Here is an 18,679-nt window from a genome sequence, read left to right as displayed (position 1 = left end):
TTGCATCATTTTTAATTCTTGCGTACAATAGAAAATGAAAGGTGTGAAAAATATGGTAAATAAAAATGTGGAAGATTATCTCCAAGAAGGCATTTACGGCCAAAAGCAAAACAAACCAGAAGAACGTAATATGTATTTAACTACATTACGTGAGCGTGTGGAAATCGCTTTAACGATCGGTCAAGTAATGCAAAGTAATGTATACTCTGAAGTGGCGGGTAGCATGCGCCCTTCTCAATCATTACAACTCCTCCTAAATGGTGGCATTGCTTACCCACATTTATCAAAATACATTAAATTAGCAAACGAAAAAAATGTTCCTTTTACAATTGTTCAAAATAAAGATACAAAAACACCAATCGGTTTAGTATTAACTCATGCTACTGCTGTAGATAAAGAACAAATTTATGTAGAAGATACTATTTTCAAACAAGAAATGAAGTAAAAGTTACACTTAATTAAATAGTTACTAGAAGCGTAAAAAACGAGTATGGAATCGTAAACATTTCCTACTCGTTTTTTAGTGCAAGTTTTAAGTTTTTCTACTTTATTTTTTAATACATACTAATTTCATTTCTGTCATTTCTTCTATTGCATATTTAATTCCTTCACGCCCCGTGCCACTTTCTTTCACGCCACCATAAGGCATATGATCTACTCTGAACGTTGGAATATCATTAATCATGACACCACCAACCTCTAGCTCATCAATTGCACGCATTGCTTTAAATAAATTATTTGTAAATACTCCTGCCTGTAAGCCGTAACGCGAATTATTTACTTGCTCAATCGCTTCATCAAATTCTTTAAATGTATTTACTGTCATGAGTGGACCGAATACTTCTTGGCACTGCACAGATACATGATTTGGAACATTTTTTAATACAGTCGGTTCAAAAATTCGTGCATCCCGCTTCTTACCACCGCATAAAACAGTTGCTCCTTCCTTAATTGCTTCTTGAACCCACATATCAATTCGCTCTACATCTCTTTTTGAAATTAAAGCTGATACATCCGTTTCCTCAAGCAGTGGATCACCAACAACAACTGATTCCATCGCTTTCTTTAGCTTCGAAAGAAATTCATGCATTTTCGTTTCATGTACAAAAACACGTTGTACTGAAATACAAACTTGTCCATTATTAACAAATGCTCCCCATTTTACACGTTCAATTATTTCATCTGTTAACTCTACATCTTCATCAATGATAACAGCAGCATTTGAGCCTAGTTCTAACGTAACTCGTTTTAGCCCAGCCTTTTGTTTTATTCCGATTCCAACTTTTGGACTTCCGGTAAAAGTAATAGAAGCAACGTAATCATTTTTGACGATTGCCTCACCAACCGTGGAGCCAGGACCAGAAATGATATTTAAAGCTCCATTTGGCAATCCTGCCTCTTCAAATAACTCAACTAATGCATAAGATGATAATGGCGTTTGATCAGCTGGCTTTAATACAACTGTATTTCCGGCAGCGATTGCTGGTCCAACTTTATGCGCTACTAAATTTAATGGGAAATTAAATGGTGTAATAGCCCCTATAACCCCAATCGGCTTTCGGATTGTATATGCAATACGCCCATCTGCACCAGGTGCGGCGTCTAATGGCAATGTCTCACCATATATACGCTTCGCTTCTTCAGCTGCAAATTTGTATGTTTGAACAGTACGATCTACTTCTCCCCTTGCAGCACGTATTGGTTTTGCAGCTTCTTTTGCAATAATCTCTGCAAATTCTTCTCTTCTTTCATCCATTTTTTGTGCAACTTTCTCTAAAATAGTCGCACGATCATATGCAGATAATGTATTCATTTTTGTCATTGCATTTTTTGCAGCGGTAACAGCCTCTTTTACATCTTCTTCCGTGCCTTGTGCAATTTCCGCTAATGTTTCTTCAGAATATGGTGCATATAATGGTTTATACGTGTTTACAGATTTCCAATCTCCATTTATATATAAATGCTTTTTCATACTTCTTCTCCTTCCAAATATATGTATACAACAATACTTCACCTAGTGAAAGGTTTGACTTATGTCATTGTATCATAGCCCTTATCCCTCAAAAAACATTATGCTCAAAAAAACTCTGCTATATAGCAGAGTTTACGAGCTAATTTGCTCTTGTAACGAAATTTGTTTTTCATCTTCTAAAATAACAATCGATTCTACTATCTTTGTAACTTCTAATCTTTTTATATAATGTCCATCTAATTCTTTCACACAAAACTTATAATTTTCAATTTCAATGGAATCCTCTTCAGCAATCTCTATATTCTTCGTTAAAATCCAACCACCGATTGTATCAACACCATCATCATCAATCCCTAAACCAAATAACATATTCACTTCACTAACAAGTACTTTTCCCTCTAGTATCGTCTTCGTTTCACTAACCTTTTGAATTTCTGGCTGCTCATCCGTATCAAACTCATCCTGAATATCTCCAACAATTTCTTCCAGAATATCTTCAACAGTAACAAGTCCAGATGTTCCACCATATTCATCTATCAATATAGCAATATGTGTTCTTTCTTTTTGCATTTTTAAAAACAAATCATGAATTGGAATAGAATCGATAACTAAAATAATTGGTCTCATATATTGCTCTACTGTCTTCTTATTAACAGCTTTATGTTGTACAAATTCAGTAAAAATATCTTTAAAATTCACAAAACCTATTACGTGGTCTTTGTCGCCATCAACAACTGGATACCTTGTATATTTTTCACGAGACATTTTTTGCAAAGCTTCTTCAGCAGGCATCTCTTTACTTATAATATTCATTTCAGTTCGAGGTACCATTATTTCTTTTGCAATGCGATCATCAAATTCAAAAATTTTATTCACATATTTATATTCAGATTGATTAATCTCACCATTTTTATAACTTTCTGAAACTAACAACCGTAATTCTTCTTCTGAATGAACCTCATCATGTCCCTTCGGCGGTTTCAGCCCTAGCAGCTTCGTAATGATTCGAGCTGAACCATTTAATAGCCAAATGAATGGGAATGCAATACGATAAAAGAAAATTAACGGCTTAGAAACAAGTAAACTCACTTGTTCAGATTTTTGAATTGCAAATGTTTTTGGGGCCAATTCACCTATTACAACATGTAAAAAAGTAATTAACAAAAACACTAAAATTACAGCAAAAATGTCTGCTAGTTGAGTAGAGATATTCCAATTTGCAAAAAGCGTATCAAACATTTGCTTTAACGCAGGTTTACCAAACCACCCAATTCCTAAAGCTGTAACAGTAATTCCCAGCTGACAAGCAGATAAATATTCGTCTAAGTTTGTAATGACTGTTTTGACCGATGTTGCACGATTATTTCCTTCTGCAATTAAATAGTCAATTCGTGAACTTCTCACTTTAACAATTGCAAATTCTGCTGCAACGAAAAATGCCGTTAAAGCAATTAAAACAATCACTATACTTATACTATATATGTCCAAATACTTTTCCTTACTTACTTTGTAAGCAAGGAAGCCACCTCCTACTTAATTTTATTCAAGTGAAGTAAGCATTCTAATACTCTAACAAAATTCTACATTAGCAACCACCTTTTTATATATTATATGCATACATAAAAAAGATATTTATCATTATGATAATCTAATTCATTTACAATCGTCAAATTATTCTAAATGTTACGATAAAACATTTTTATTTAAACGAACTATTCTTCTCAACTCAATTTCGTGAAAAAACACTTTCTTTGCCGATTCCACACTTCTTTTGTCGCACTAGAAGGGAACTTACTTCATAGCTCGAAATCATTCAACAGGATATATATAGGAGGGATTATTTTGGAATATAAAACACCATTTATCGCAAAGAAATTAGGTGTTAGCCCAAAGGCTGTTGTCCGGATCGCACAACAATTAAATCTTACGATAGAGAAAAACAAATATGGCCACTTTATTTTCACACAAGAGGATGTCGATCAAATGTTAGAACACCATCGATTTCAAATAGAGCAATCTCAAAATTCTCAATCTACTCAAAAGGCTTCCTCAAATGAAGTTGAGGAATTAAAAACTCAAGTTAATACAATTGTTCAAAACATATTACCCAATGATTTTGAGCAATTAGCTGATCAATTAAACACTATTACGAGAAGACTTGATCGAATGGAAGAACAAATGCAAGATAAGGCAAATGATGTCGTCACGTACCAACTTTTACAACACCGTCGTGAAATGGAGGAAATGTTAGAGCGAATTCAAAAATTAGAAGCTGCCCTAACGAAAGAAGAACCCATTTATATTACTCCTGATTCAAAACCAACATATGAACGAGAAAAGAAACCGAAGCGCCGCAAAATGATTTTTAGTATATTTGGATTATAATTTTTAGACCCTTATTAAAATAATAAGGGTCTTTTTTAATGAAGAGTTATATCCTATACAAATATTATTCTCTTTATTATACATATTCACTTCGCTTTATTTCGTTAACATAATATTTTTACTGTATTCTGCAATTAATGCCTGTGCATGAGCATTCCCTTGAATCACATCACGAAATTCTTTTAAAGAATACAAATGCGTAACCCCTTTTCGAGCATGAATTCTTACTGGTACACCTTGTAAAGTATCATGAAACTGAAATGGATTATCTATTGGCTCAATTGGAAAACCAAGTGTAAGTAAATACATATACATTCTTTTTGTTACTGCTGCAATGTACCATTCAGCTTTTGTTTCTAACGCATGTATAAATAAAATAGCTGTTAGCCTTTTGAAATGTCCTCTCCCACGAGACGTTTTCGAAATACTTAACTTGCCTATTTCATATACATTCTTCAAATCTTTTACTAAATCATTTTTAGAAAACGGATAGAAAAACTCAGAATTTGATTGTTCAGGTATCGTATACTTAATACATTCTACTGTACCAATAGGATGTTCATCTTCTATTAATAAAAATCGTGATGGATTTAAATTACGTTCTACGAACATTAAGTTTCTTTCTTCACAAAAATCTCCCCATAGTTGCTCGAACCCAAAATGTTCTTCCTTTGTTTGAACACGCTGGAACATATTTAACCGCCTTTCCCATCGTCGCTCTGTTTTTGATAACGCTTTCACTATCTATCATATAAGAACAAATCTTCGTATGCAACTAAAAATATTTATGACTTATTATATTCTGCAAAATGAATTAGATTCCAATTTAATCGACTTTTATCCCGCGCTCACATTCCTTTTAATAACACATTTGTAGCACTTTTCAAATCTAAATTACATTATGTTTCTTTCCATACAGCATATAATTCTTCTTAATCTAAAGAAATCCTTTATGAAAAAGGATTTCTTTTACTTCTTAATGCTTTTTAACCATTTTTCAAAAATTTGTATCATCCCATGTTTTCCAGCTAATTTCTCTTCCCCTTGTTTCGTCTTATATGGATATAACTGCAAGAAAACACCGCATCCAGACTCAATTTTTTTACTATGCATATGGCTTCCTGGATATACACAAATGACTTCATAAATTGACCTTCGATAATAGACTCGCTTTCCATCCTGTTCTTCTACATACTTTATAGACCAGTACTTATACATTTGCTCAGTTGCTTTCGTATTTCCGACGTGCTGAAAAATATTGTACATTGGACTATACTTCACTTCAATAATAATAGAAGATTTATATACGTATTTCCCATCTTCTTTTACATAACAGTCTAAGCGAATATCTGGCTTCTTCGTATCCTCACCATTGTAAAAATTACTACCTTTACTTAATGCAATAAGAGGATGTGTTTCAATTAAGTCATTAAATGCAACATGCACCTTTATATCATCTCGTTCTAAAACTACTGTCGTTCCATCTTGTAATCCATCTACATAAAAATGTTCTTGTATTTGTTCACGGATAGAGTTTCTAGCTTCAAAACCAATTTGCTCTAAAATTGAAATAACGATAAAAAAAGCGTAATATTCATACACTAAAAACGTTGGCTTATAAACAAATAATAACGATGGAGATTGATCCGTATATTGCGGGAGTACTTCTAAATGATGTAGTAATTGTTGATGTGGTATCGGTAAATCATGTAAGTTCATGTTACTTGTTTCAGTAACTTCCCTCCAAAACGAAGAATGCATTAACATTTGAAAGTATTGTACATTTTCATGCACAATATGCGCCAATATTTTATATTCTTGTATTTTCATTGAGCTCTTTCGTAAATCGGCTTCTTTTAGTAAATGTATATTTTTATATTTTTGCTTCTCTCTATCAGTTACCGATCCATTACGCTCAATTGTTTGTATAATCGTTTTTACGGCTTGAAACTCTTCTGATTTTTTCTTTTTTTCTCTTTCTAAGATTTCAATTGTTTGACGTAAAAAACTTTTTGCTTCAATTAAATAATGATAAAATTGCATCGCTTTATATTTAAGAAATGCATTTTCCTTACTATTTTTTTGTTCCATAAACTTACGATTATAATATTTGGCATAAGGTTTTCGTTCTGCTACTATAGTTCCTTTTCTTGTTGGCCTTCGCTCTTTTCCTTCCCATTTATATTCATTTATAAATTTTGAGCTTGATTCTATTTTCTTAAAGATTTGCTTTATCATTTTCATTTTTTGGGGTAACTTTCTAAGTAACACTAAATAAGAAGAATCCTCAATATCGCTAAGTGCAGAGAAGGTCTTTTTATAGTAACCTCTATCCAAAATCAACTCATTTAAAATTGACTTCACATAGTCTTGAATCATTTCAAATTGATCATCAAAAAAGTTTTTCGGTACGATTTGAAATGCGCCATAATACGTTGTATCTTCTATACGCACTTCAAAATGGTATAAACCACAGCGCCATGGATAAAAGAATTCTGTTTTCCCATGTTCATATATTAATACTCTTTGTTTTTTTTCATTTATTTCATATTGAGCCTCTTTTATATTTTTCTGTCCCTCATATACTTTATTCCATATAAAAGTAATATTCATTGGAATTTCATAATTGTACTGCAATCTTATTGGTTTTAATTCTTGTACTTTATAAATACATTGAACTAATGCTGTAGTAGATGTACAAAGACGATTTAATAAAATATAATCTCCTTTCCCCTCATTTCCAATGATTAACTTTAATACAAAAGGGAGCGTTTCATTCGTATCAACGATTTTTGTTTCGTAACGCCCTTCATTTTGCATATCCATACAGCTCCAGTTCTCTACGTTTTTCTCGTATATATGCTAAAGAGTGTTCAAATGTAGATACTCTGTTTGCAAGTGCAGATTGCAAAAGAGGTACTAAGGTCGCCCCCCTTTTTGCTTCTTCAGAAAGTAAAGGCCCAACCATCATTTCGGTCCCTCTGATTTTCGTCAATACACGCTGCTTTATTTGTAAATCAAACCCCTCTTCTCTACTGATCATATAGGTATGGTTATTTTGGAACGGTATGTTTTGCAAATAAGTCGCAATTGCATTTGCACATCGGAAAGAAATTCCCTTAGACGCGTCATGTGATGACAATACGACATGCAACTTATCTAATAGCTCTAATTCTTCTTCAGAAAACACTTCAATCATCGCTTTATTTCTCATCCAATTTATCCGAAATTCTCCCGCTGTTACTTTCAAAGGTGGATGTAATACGACTTTCCCCTGTTCCATGTCCATCTCACAAAACGGAATTTTCTGTAACGTTATTAGGTTCGTTCGATCTAATAATCGATCAGAGAGCTCTTTTGTTGTTTCATCAAAATTCACAGTACCTACAAATATAATATTTTCTCCAATTTCAATTGTTGATGGAATTGAATTCTCTATGTCCTGTACACCCTCATACAAGTTTAAAATACGATTTTTTGTTTCAAGTTCAAGAACAGATAGAAACGGAGTAAACCAATGCTCAATATGAGACATGTTCATTTCATCAAAAACGATTATATACAGTTGATTTGGATTTTCTTTCGCCTTCATTAACGTCCTAACTAACTTCGTTTCACTTTCAATAAAAGTACCATTTGGATGAAGGTAACCAAGTAAATCATGTGGTTCTTGATACGATGGCGAAATCGGAATCCAAACCAACTCTTCCCCATACTGTAACCCTAATGCTTCTGCATAAGTTTGCACAAAACGTGATTTCCCAATGCCCGGTATACCACCAAGAATCGTTAACATATTTGTTTTTACACTTATATGAAAATTATAAATATCCGTTTCATCCAAATATAACCCTTTATTATGCACCATACTTTGTACATACTGTAAAAAAGACGATTCACGCTCATCCCATTCCCATTCATCTTTTTGTACTTTTATATCCTCTACTTCAACTAGCTTACCTTCTTCATGCATTCGTTTTTTTAATTGCTCATACACATAATCACTTACAAAATATAATTGATCTTCTACCGCTATTTCTACATACTTCGGCCAGTCACTGCAGTTTATATATTTACATTCACGTTTCTGTTCAAAATAGGCGATTGAGCTAATTGATGACTTTAGGGATATGTTTCCGTAAAGTCTTCCATCGTGCCACAATAATTCGGGAGGCTCAAAGTCTTTCGGAAATTTTGGCATAAGAAATGATAAATAACCGTTGCTAAGTTTTCGTTCTAAAGATTCTCTTTTTTTATTATTTGTAACTTTAGGTGCCGGAATCATTTTATAGCTGCTTGCTATTTCTTTCGGTTCTTCTGTACATATTAACTCCACGTATACATTTCCTCTTTCATAATAAAGACGAAACATTACTAGTTGCTTTTCTAATTTCCTCTTCTTTAATTCCGAAAAGATTTTTTCATTCTTTTTATTGCTACATAACCCTTCAAATACATATGGTTCATTTGTAAATTGTTCCTGTAAAGTGAATGGTATTGGCGATAAGCATTGTACAAAGAAATTCTCTCCACTCTTCTCTTTCTCAGCTTTTGTAAATTTCCCTAAAAATCTCATATAGTACATTCGTTTTATAAAACTTGGCTGAAGAGCTTTATGTAATTTCACCTTAGTCACCTTCTTTTTTCATACTATTCTTAGTGTATGAAAGAAACGAAAAACTAGAAATAAAAAACCTGACGTTATCCGCCAGGTTCAAAATAAAAACTTATATTAATGAGAAGGAAATGCTTTTTTCTCCTGTAAAATTGCATTATGAGCAATTTTCATTTTCGCAAGTACGTAACGTAATCGATCTTCAGCGTTTTCATCTTTACTTATTTGTAATTCCGCCAAATTTTCAACAGAACTTGCTAAATTTTCAATGACTCCTCTTAGTTCAGGATGATGATTAAAAAAAGATTCTTGCACTAATACTTTCCTTAACTCACTAGCTAAATCAATTATTCTAGACAACTGTTCTTTTTCTTCCATTCTCATCCCTCCTGAATATCTTATGTAGTAAATATTCTCTAAACAAAGAAAAAAGCCCTTTAAATGAAAAGGACTTTTTACATTTTTATATTTCCAGTTAATAACATATATATTGATGTGATAGCCGCAACAATAATTGCCCACATCACATACTTCTCTACACCTACAAAGCAACGGTTCCCTTGTTCTTTTCTTGCAAATGTGTAAACAATAATTCCAATTCCATACACAATTGAAACGAGTAGTAAATTCTTTAAACCAGCTGCATAAAGAAGCCATACAGAGTAAATAGAAGCAATTAAAGCTAACGCTCCGTTTTTTAATTTAGCGTCTTTTAGCTCGTTTGTAATGACTAATTTAAATTGGAATAACGCTGATAATAAATATGGTAATAAAATTGATGTTGAGGCAATGAAATACATAATTTGATATGTTGATTCCGAAAACAAAACGATGATAAATATAGTTTGGGCAACACCATTTGAAATCCATAATGCCATGTGCGGTGTTTGCTTTTTATTTGTTTTCGTAAAGACTTTCGGAAATACGCCATCTTTTCCTGCCACATGAGAAATTTCAGAAACAAGTAAAAACCAACCAATTAATGTACCGACAAGTGAAGCAACTAATCCGATGTTAATCGCAACTGCACCCCATGGACCAACAACGTGCTCTAATACATGCCCCATTGAAGGGGTTTCTAACACAGAAAGTTCGCCTCTTGTCATAGCTCCCATTGACAGGACAGAAATTAAAATATAAATGGACATTACTAAAATAAGTCCCAATACTGTTGCCTTTCCAACATCTCGACTATTCTTCGCTCTTCCAGATAATACAACTGCTCCTTCAACTCCAATGAAAACCCAAAGTGTTACAAGCATTGTATTTTTCACTTGACCAAGTATAGCGGAAAGTGAGATCGTTCCTTCCCCCCAAAAATCATGTGTAAATGTGTCCCAGCGAAAGGCTGTTACCATTACAACAATAAATAAAACGATTGGAACTAACTTCCCTATTGTTGCGATCACATTCATAATAGAAGCTTCACGAATTCCAAATAAAATTAAAAAATGAAGTGTCCATAATAAAAGTGATGCCCCAACGATAGACGCAACATTATTTCCTCCTTTGAAAATTGGAAAGAAATAACCTAATGTACTAAACAGTAACATAATTGTTGCGACATTACCTAAGATTCCTGCTAGCCAATATCCCCAAGCACTATTAAATCCAATATATTCACCGAAACCAGCACGTGCATAACTATAAATTCCACCTTCAAGTTCCGGTTTTTGTCTTGCTAACGTTTGATATACGAGCGCAAGTGGAATCATTCCCATCGCTGTAATACACCAGCCAATTATTATTGCACCACTGTTTGCTCCTACTGCTAAATCATGCGGTAAACTAAAAACACCGCCACCAACCATTGTTCCAACTACTAATGCGATTAATGGAAAAAATCCTAACTTCTTTTCTATTTGTACCACCCCATCTGTCATTCTAGGTGTTATGTTCGTTCAACTATTAAAGTCACCTTTTTCTCTAATAGACGTTTCTCTTATATTTTTTCAGGAAAACATTACTTATTCTAAAAGAAAATGAGCAAAAATGGAATACTTTTTTGAAAAAATGTATAAGTATGCACAAAAAAACCGCTCATTTTGTAATGAACGGCCATTTCAAACATATAAATTTGTATATTTCTTGTAAATTTAACGAAGTAACTTCTCTTTTTGTAAAAATTGTTTTGCGACTTCTTCACTACTTTTACCATTTACGTTAACTTCATAATTCATTTTTCGCATTTCTTCATCTGTAATCTTTCCAGATAATTTATTTAATACCTTTTCAAGTTCAGGATATTTCTGTAACGTTTCTTTTCTTAATAATGGTGCTCCTTGATAAGGTGGGAATAACCCTTTATCATCTTTTAGCACTTTCAGTCCGTATTGCTCCAATTCACTATCTGTTGAATATGCATCAATTACGTTAACATCTCCAGATTCAATTGCGCTATAACGCAGCTTCGGCTCCATCGTTTTAACATTCGAGAACTTATAGTTATATAATTTTTGCATTCCTTTATAACCATCTTCACGATCAGCAAATTCCAATGTAAATCCTACTTTGGCTTCCTGCGCAACATTCCCTAAATCAGAAATTGTATTTATATTCTTTTGATCTGCTATTTTTTTCGGCATAGCTAGTGCATATGTATTGTTATACTCCATTGGCTTCAACATAATCATATTATATTTCTTTTCCATTCCAATGCGAGCCTGCTCATATACTTCATCACGATTTGTACTCTTTGGTTCTTCTTTCACGAAAGTAGATAAAGCTGTTCCTGAAAATTCTGGGTATATATCTACTTCTCCTGATTTCAACGCTTCAAATACAAATGCTGTTTTCCCAAGACCTGGTTTTAATTGTACGTGTAAATCTGTATCTTGTTCAATAAGCTGCTTATACATTTGAATTAAAATTTCAGGTTCTGATCCAAGTTTGCCCGCAATAACAATATCTTTCTTTTCTGTACTCCAAAGAAATGGAGAAGCAATCATTATACAAACAATACATATCGTCAATATAACACGCTTAGAAGAGCGTTTCGGTCGTTCAAGTATGCGAAGTACTATATCAAAGAATAAAGCGAGTAACGCGGCTGGTACGGCCCCTAAAATGATAAGCGCATGATCATTTCGATCTATACCTAATAGTATAAGCTTACCGAGCCCACCTGCACCAATGAGAGCTGCTAATGTAGCCGTTCCAACAATTAATACCATCGCTGTACGAATACCAGCCATAATGATAGGCAATGCAAGAGGAAGTTCTACCTTCCACAATCTTCTCCAACTATTCATCCCCATAGCTTTCGCGGCTTCTATTAAAGATTCATCTAATTCCCTTATTCCTGTATATGTATTTCGTAAAATAGGTAATAGTGCATACACAACTAATGCGATAATCGCTGGAAGTTTTCCGATTCCTACTAATGGAATTAATAGTCCGAGTAATGCAAGTGATGGCACTGTCTGCATTACTGCAGAAGTTCCTATTATAAATTCAGCCATTCGTTCTTTTCTTGTTAATAAGATGCCAAGTGGCACCGCTATAATTACTGCAAAAAATAATGAAATAAGCGATATTTGTAAATGCTCACTTAATGCAGTTAGTAATTCTATTTTTCGTTCTTGGAACGTTTGTATAAAATTAGTCACTGTTTAGCCTCTTTCCTTCATTTGTTCAACAATGTAATTGACAATGTGACGACTTGTTAACGCTCCAATATATTGACCGTTTTTTTCAACTGGAACGACCTCCTCATCACGCACACGAACTAACGCTTCTTGTAAAGAAGAATGTAATGATAGCGCCTGCCCTTCTAATTGCACACTTTGATCAAGTGGCAATACATCTGCTATACTTTTCCCCTCATACCAAGTTCGCCCACGATTTCCAATGAATTCCTCTACAAATTCATTTTTCGGATTATGTATAATTCCTTCTGGTGTATCTAGTTGAACAACTTTTCCTTCTTTCATAATACAAATGCGATCTCCAAGTGATAATGCTTCTTGCATATCATGTGTTACGAATACGATTGTTTTTTGAATCTTTTTTTGCAACTGTACAATATCCTTCTGAAGCTGTTCCCTACTTAATGGATCTAACGCACTAAATGGTTCATCCATAAGAATGATTTTCGGGTTTGCAGCTAATGCTCGCACGACACCGACACGTTGTTTTTGTCCTCCTGACAATTCATCAGGCATACGATTTCGATAAATATCCGGATCTAATCCAACCATATGTAACAAGTCATCGACGCGTGCTTTAATTTCTTTTTTGCTCCATTGCCTCATTTCAGGAACAACTGCAATATTTTCAGCAATTGTCATATGAGGAAACAAAGCAATCTGTTGCAACACGTATCCTATATCCCAACGTAATTCGTTTATATTATATTGTTGAATATCTTTTCCATCGATTAAAATCGATCCTTCAGTCGTTTCGATTAAACGATTAATCATCTTCATTGTCGTTGTTTTCCCGCAACCACTCGGACCGATGAGAACAAAAAATTCTCCCTTTTTAATTTCTAAATGCAATGAATCCACTGCTTTCGTGCCATCTTCATACGATTTTGACACATGATTAAATTGAATCACAAATACAACTCCTTTACTGTTGTTTCCTTTATTTTGATGGAATATGGCATTCATTTCAAATGATACGCTTTTAAATTAAAAAAGAGCTCACATTTGAGCTCTAACGGTCGAACAATATTGTTTTCATTATAGCAGCATATTCGCGAACATACATTTTTCTCTTAGAACGAATTGGTGTTTCAGCAGCTAGTGCCTCCATCTTCATGCCTAAACGCTTTGCAATTATTTTCGTTCGATATAAATGATACGTATTACTTACAACTACCGCATGTTTCACATTATATAAATCCATACTAAACTTTAAGTTTTCATACGTATTTGTAGATTGATCTTCTATTAAAATACGACTCTCATCTATACCGTGTACCATTAAATAGTTTCTCATGCTGTGAGCTTCCGGTATATCTTCATCTTCTCCTTGACCACCTGAAACAATTACTTTCGCTTCAGGATGGGAAAATAAATACTCCAACGCTACATCCAAACGATTTTGAAGAGATAAAGACGGTCTATCTCCAAATAACTTTGCACCCAGTATAAGAACGTACGGAGAGTGATAGCTCAACTTTTCACGAGCAACTTTGTTCATTCTAAACGTCATATAAATGATATATAGTGGCGGTAATAATAAAATGATAAGAAAGATCCATTTGTTCATAAATAAGTTTGCACTCCCTTTCTTTTTATTATACAGAAAAAGAAAGGGCGGCAGAAGTGTTTTTTAAACGATTGATTTATTAGAAACATTCGCCGCTACTTTACGTTGTGATAGTACATAATAAATAGCGATTCCTAATGAGAAGATCAATATGCAGCTTAATACGTAAAATGGAAGCATTACTCCGGCTTTAGATACACCCGCTGTAAACAGCATTAATAATACAATTCGTATTCCAGTACCAATTAGGCGAAATAAGCTGTCTACACGTCCCATTACTTCGTTTGGAATTTCCTCCATCATCAATACATTTCTCGCCACTCTTGTACCCGCATTTCCAACTGCTTGAAAAATTGCAAGTCCATATAAGAAAATTACGGAAGGTTCAATAATCATTGCGGTAATTGAAATTACATAAATGGACATCGTCATAACGATTGAAACTTCTGTTTTTACATATTTCATTATGAGTGGAATACAGATTCCTGCAACAACCGCTCCGACACCGTACATCATCCCCTCTATTGCGTATACAGAGGCATTGGCTTTAAGTATATCCGAAATATAAACTGGTATTAAATAATTTGCCATCATAACACCTATAAACGGCATATAAGTGGCCAGTAAGAACCAAAAGAGCTTAGGACGTTTTTTCATAAAGTGAATTCCTTCAAACAATTGCTTCTTAAATGTTATTTTTCTTTTCACTTCTTTTTTCTTTACGTATGGTATACATAAGAAAAGAAAAAATGCTCCAGCAAAAGTTAACATGTCTACTAACAAAATCCACTTCAAAGATACAATTTCAATTAAGAAGCTCGCGGCCGCTCCAGAAATAACTTGTGTTAACTGTCCTTGTATTTCCATCGTTCCACTTAAACTTTTATAATGTTCTGCTTGAAATATCTCTTGGTTGAACGCAAATATTGTAGGATAAAATAATAAATAGTAGAATGATCCGGCTATATAAATAAGAATATAGTGAATAGAATGATAAGGTTGCCCAGCAAATCCCCATATAACCATTATTCCGATTACGGCTATTCCGATTCCTTCGTTACATAGCAATAAAGATTTTCTTGAAAAACGATCAATACTTTGCCCAATGAATGGTGTTAATAAAAACATAATGAGGGTTGCAATGATAGAAACATAACCAAATGTTGTCTCTCCTCCACTCTCTTTAATTAACAGCCAAGGAATCGTTATCATAACAATCCCGGAACCAATAGCAGATAGACTATTGGCTCCTAGAATGTAATACAAGCGAGAATCATGATAAAGTGAGGACATATCATTCCACTCCTAGTTGTTTTTTCACCTCTTTATATACGCTCATATATGCTTTCAATTCTTTAACTACATCATGAATTAATGGTTTTGCATCTTCCCCAAGTTCACCATCTTGCACATGTAATCCATCAAGCACAACTTGTTTTGGAATTGCATTTGCATAAACACCTCTAGCGACCGTTCGCATGCTGTTTAATGCATTTATTCCACCTTTACCGCCACCAGCAACCGCTAACAACGCAACTGGTTTATGAATAAATTCACTACTACTTAAGTAATCTAAAGAGTTTTTCAGCGCACCGCTCATCGCATTATGATATTCTGGTGTACATAATACAACCCCATCCGCAGCTTTCACTAACGTTTTTAATTTTTTTACTGCCTCTAAATCACGTTGCGACTCTTCTCCATTGTATAAAGGTAACTCCTCAATTGCTAAATCATATAATTCCCCTTCAAATTGATCCGCAATATATTTTGCCACCACGCGAGTTCTACCAAATTTTCTTGGTGTACCGTTAATAACGACTAGTTTCATGATTATTTCTCCCCTTTGTTTTCAAGTTCTACTTATATATTATCAGAAATTTCTATACAAAACACAATATAAAGAGTTAACTTGTTTCATAAAATAGTATGATAAACAAAAAAGAACTCATACTTTCGTATGAGTTTCGTACAATTACTTTGATTCATCTCTCATGCTCAATGTACCTAAACTTTCATTTGCTTCAAAATGATTATATGCTTTTTCCGCTAATCTTTTCCGTTCTTCTGGTAATTCTATATATTTCATTACGTTTTCAATTATTTTTTCGTACGGAGTAAATACAATTCCTGGCCACTCTACCTCATCTTCTGGATTACTATTTTCGGAAATAATAAATTTCTTATTCGCAACTGCATAAGACACGCGAGGTGTTTCAAGAATTCCTGATAAGTAAAAATGAATATTTAATATAATTTTAGCTCTAGCAATCAATTCATTTCTAACAATTCCCCACGCATTATTTTTAAAAACTATATTTAAATTCGGGGCAATCGCTTTTAGATGATCAAAAATAGCTTGTCGCCTCGGATTAAGAGCACCTATAAACAGAATATCAATATCTTCAATAATCTCATCTTCAAACGCATCTTTTTTTATTTCCAAAGTTGGAGCATAGTTCATTTCTACATGTTTTATTTCTTTTCCTACCCCTTTTTGTTGAAGCCATTCTATATTTTGTTTACTATAATCCCAAATCACTCTATCTTTTAATAATATTAAATAAAGGGGATGCGCATATGGACTTCCTTCGTATAGCTGTTCTAAATTATAAATAATTGCATCTTTCGGAAGAAGATTCGGGTTATATGCGTATGTATGTGCTCCAAAAACAACTGTATTCTTTGCATTTTCCAGTATTGTTTCTGATATAATTACTGTATTTCCCTCCTGCTCCAACCGCCACTTTAAAGCTCGCGCAACATCTATGAAACTACCGTATGTCTTTGGGCATATAAAAAGACAATAATCATATTCTTTATTCAAATAAACTTCCATTAATCTTAAATTATTTTTATATAAATCTACATCTGGATGTTTAAGTACCAACTCATTTGCATGTTTTCTTGCTACTTTATATAATCCAGCATAATAAGCAGCGATGCATCTTCTTAATTCGATTCTTTCCCGGTCCTCATCTAATACATCCATATTTAAAAGAAGATTTGCGATACAATACGCTTTTAAATGATCACGATCATAATAATAGTCTAGTAGTGGCATCAATTCTTCATACGTATTTCCATGCACCGATTCTCCTAGTTCAATCGCCCATCTCATTAATTCCATGATTACTCCACTACTCCTTTAACCGAAAATGTATTTAATAAAATTTCGCATTATTCTCTACTATATTTGCTATATGAAATGGAATCTTTTCTTTTATCGATTCCAAATACTTTTGCGACACCGCCCCTAAATGTTTTTTATGAGGTATATAGAAAGCACTAATAGAAATTTCATAGTCAAATAAGTAATCATACACATGATAATCTACAAATAGTAGATCATCCTTTGGAAAAGGAATTTCCTTCCCTTGCAGAGCATACATCAAAGCAATATTGTTTTGAGATCGTAATCGATACAACCTTGCAAGTTGGTATAATGGTTCAGCCCGGGTTGGTCTATATTCCCAAGCTTTTTGAAAATAAAAAACAGCTAATGCTAAATATTGCTCTTCTTGCCCTTTAACAGTTTCTTTTTCATCAGCATCTGTCACTTCATTTTGTTTATTTGCTGAACGATTTGCTAACTGCTCATAACAAAATCCTATTCGCAATAACGAATAGAATACCTCTTCAACCCATCCTCCTGCTTCCACTCGTTTTTTATACCATTTAATTGAATTCTCAAATTGACTTAAATGAAAATAAGTCTGAGCTAAATAAAATAAATATCTTATATGCAAATCTGGCGTTGTTTCTGGGTCGTTTATTCCTTGTAACAACAACCTCTCATCTCTTTCAAATTTATCAGCTTTGCTCCCGCCATCTCCGGGATCATTCACGACAAGAGTCTCTAACCGAGCTACCCTCGTATTGTAATTCGCTCCAACTTTTGAACGATCTATATCCCAATACTCATGAGTAACACCGACAGATTTCCATGGTAAAGAAGCTTTCAAAAGACGTGTAAGCCAATATTTAATATGAACATCATATTGTAATGTAAGATAATGATCTTCCGTTAAGCTCGTTTTATCGAAATTCGGATCAACCTCTAAAATCATATCCGCATCTAATATTAATAAATAATCTGCTTCTGGGTATGTTTTTTGCGCTAACGAAACAGCTAAGCTTCTGTTATAACCAAAGTTTTTAAACGGCTCATGATGAACCGTCCCAGGTATCTCATTTTCCTTACACCAATTTTCAATAATTTCAGGCGTATTATCCGTCGATCCAGTATCACAAATAGAAACAAAGTCTACAATTGATTTTGTTGCATTTAAACATCTTTCCATAATTCTAGACTCATTTTTGACGATCATACAAAGACATAACTTTTTTTCTTTCTTTACAGACTTCACTTGCTCATTTCCCATTTAACCACCTCATATTTTATTAACACGCTCTTCTCATATGTAACAACATTTCTTAGCTATACTGATGACATAAGCACCCTTTTACTATTTATGAAAACTTCATTT

The 18,679-nt window shown here is 33.6% G+C and carries 16 protein-coding genes; 2 read left to right on the top strand and 14 right to left on the bottom strand.

Annotation, left to right across the window (positions count from 1 at the left end; genetic code table 11):
• Nucleotides 1–52: 52 nt before the first annotated feature.
• Nucleotides 53–445, top strand: coding sequence for a YueI family protein (locus tag ACXKY9_RS10835; protein ID WP_000247557.1), 393 nt, complete (start codon nt 53–55; stop codon nt 443–445).
• A 102-nt stretch (nt 446–547) separates the two neighbouring features.
• On the opposite strand, the gene ACXKY9_RS10830 is transcribed toward ACXKY9_RS10835, so the two are convergent.
• A complete protein-coding gene (locus tag ACXKY9_RS10830; protein WP_000716458.1) occupies nt 548–1,972 on the bottom strand; it encodes an aldehyde dehydrogenase family protein in 1,425 nt (474 codons plus the stop codon).
• 132 nt (nt 1,973–2,104) lie between these two features.
• Complete coding sequence (locus ACXKY9_RS10825) at nt 2,105–3,460, bottom strand: hemolysin family protein (RefSeq protein ID WP_001987328.1); 1,356 nt, start codon at nt 3,458–3,460, stop codon at nt 2,105–2,107.
• A 354-nt stretch (nt 3,461–3,814) separates the two neighbouring features.
• On the opposite strand from ACXKY9_RS10825, the gene racA reads away from it, so the two are divergent.
• The gene (gene racA, locus ACXKY9_RS10820) at nt 3,815–4,357 is read left to right on the top strand and encodes a chromosome-anchoring protein RacA (RefSeq protein ID WP_000456021.1); all 543 of its coding nucleotides are present in this window, start codon (nt 3,815–3,817) and stop codon (nt 4,355–4,357) included.
• 96 nt (nt 4,358–4,453) lie between these two features.
• Here racA and ACXKY9_RS10815 read toward each other — a convergent pair whose 3' ends face one another.
• The 12 genes from ACXKY9_RS10815 to ACXKY9_RS10760 all read right to left on the bottom strand — a co-directional run bounded on the left by ACXKY9_RS10815 (nt 4,454) and on the right by ACXKY9_RS10760 (nt 18,574).
• Nucleotides 4,454–5,050 carry a hypothetical protein gene (locus tag ACXKY9_RS10815; RefSeq protein ID WP_000487794.1) on the bottom strand — a complete coding sequence of 199 codons (597 nt, stop codon included), beginning with the start codon at nt 5,048–5,050 and terminating at the stop codon, nt 4,454–4,456.
• Between the two features lie 276 nt (nt 5,051–5,326).
• Nucleotides 5,327–7,177 (bottom strand): hypothetical protein, encoded by a 1,851-nt coding sequence (locus tag ACXKY9_RS10810; protein WP_001178736.1) that lies wholly within the window; start codon nt 7,175–7,177, stop codon nt 5,327–5,329.
• Nucleotides 7,167–8,984: a DUF8727 domain-containing protein gene (locus tag ACXKY9_RS10805; RefSeq protein ID WP_000766196.1), complete on the bottom strand. Its 1,818-nt coding sequence runs from the start codon at nt 8,982–8,984 to the stop codon at nt 7,167–7,169. The genes ACXKY9_RS10810 and ACXKY9_RS10805 overlap by 11 nt, the downstream gene beginning before the upstream one ends.
• Before the next feature lie 105 nt (nt 8,985–9,089).
• On the bottom strand, nt 9,090–9,350 hold the full coding sequence (locus ACXKY9_RS10800; RefSeq protein ID WP_000391445.1) for a hypothetical protein: 261 nt from the start codon (nt 9,348–9,350) through the stop codon (nt 9,090–9,092).
• A 77-nt stretch (nt 9,351–9,427) separates the two neighbouring features.
• A complete protein-coding gene (locus tag ACXKY9_RS10795) occupies nt 9,428–10,855 on the bottom strand; it encodes a basic amino acid/polyamine antiporter (protein WP_000129449.1) in 1,428 nt (475 codons plus the stop codon).
• 213 nt (nt 10,856–11,068) lie between these two features.
• The gene (locus ACXKY9_RS10790; RefSeq protein ID WP_000181014.1) at nt 11,069–12,580 is read right to left on the bottom strand and encodes an ABC transporter permease/substrate-binding protein; all 1,512 of its coding nucleotides are present in this window, start codon (nt 12,578–12,580) and stop codon (nt 11,069–11,071) included.
• Nucleotides 12,581–12,583: 3 nt separating this feature from the next.
• A complete protein-coding gene (locus tag ACXKY9_RS10785) occupies nt 12,584–13,531 on the bottom strand; it encodes an ABC transporter ATP-binding protein (protein ID WP_000614077.1) in 948 nt (315 codons plus the stop codon).
• A gap of 100 nt (nt 13,532–13,631) precedes the next feature.
• Complete coding sequence (locus tag ACXKY9_RS10780; RefSeq protein WP_001045713.1) at nt 13,632–14,189, bottom strand: YdcF family protein; 558 nt, start codon at nt 14,187–14,189, stop codon at nt 13,632–13,634.
• Nucleotides 14,190–14,252: 63 nt separating this feature from the next.
• On the bottom strand, nt 14,253–15,482 hold the full coding sequence (locus ACXKY9_RS10775; RefSeq protein WP_000097164.1) for an MFS transporter: 1,230 nt from the start codon (nt 15,480–15,482) through the stop codon (nt 14,253–14,255).
• A gap of 1 nt (nt 15,483) precedes the next feature.
• Entirely contained in the window at nt 15,484–16,020 is a 537-nt protein-coding gene (locus ACXKY9_RS10770; protein WP_000780355.1) for an NADPH-dependent FMN reductase, read from the bottom strand.
• A 144-nt stretch (nt 16,021–16,164) separates the two neighbouring features.
• The gene (locus ACXKY9_RS10765; RefSeq protein ID WP_000422324.1) at nt 16,165–17,319 is read right to left on the bottom strand and encodes a CgeB family protein; all 1,155 of its coding nucleotides are present in this window, start codon (nt 17,317–17,319) and stop codon (nt 16,165–16,167) included.
• A gap of 34 nt (nt 17,320–17,353) precedes the next feature.
• On the bottom strand, nt 17,354–18,574 hold the full coding sequence (locus ACXKY9_RS10760) for a glycosyltransferase (protein ID WP_000526236.1): 1,221 nt from the start codon (nt 18,572–18,574) through the stop codon (nt 17,354–17,356).
• Nucleotides 18,575–18,679 lie beyond the last annotated feature (105 nt).

The sequence above is a fragment of the Bacillus sp. 2175 genome, from assembly GCF_057812155.1.
This window is presented reverse-complemented; position numbering and strand designations above follow the sequence as displayed.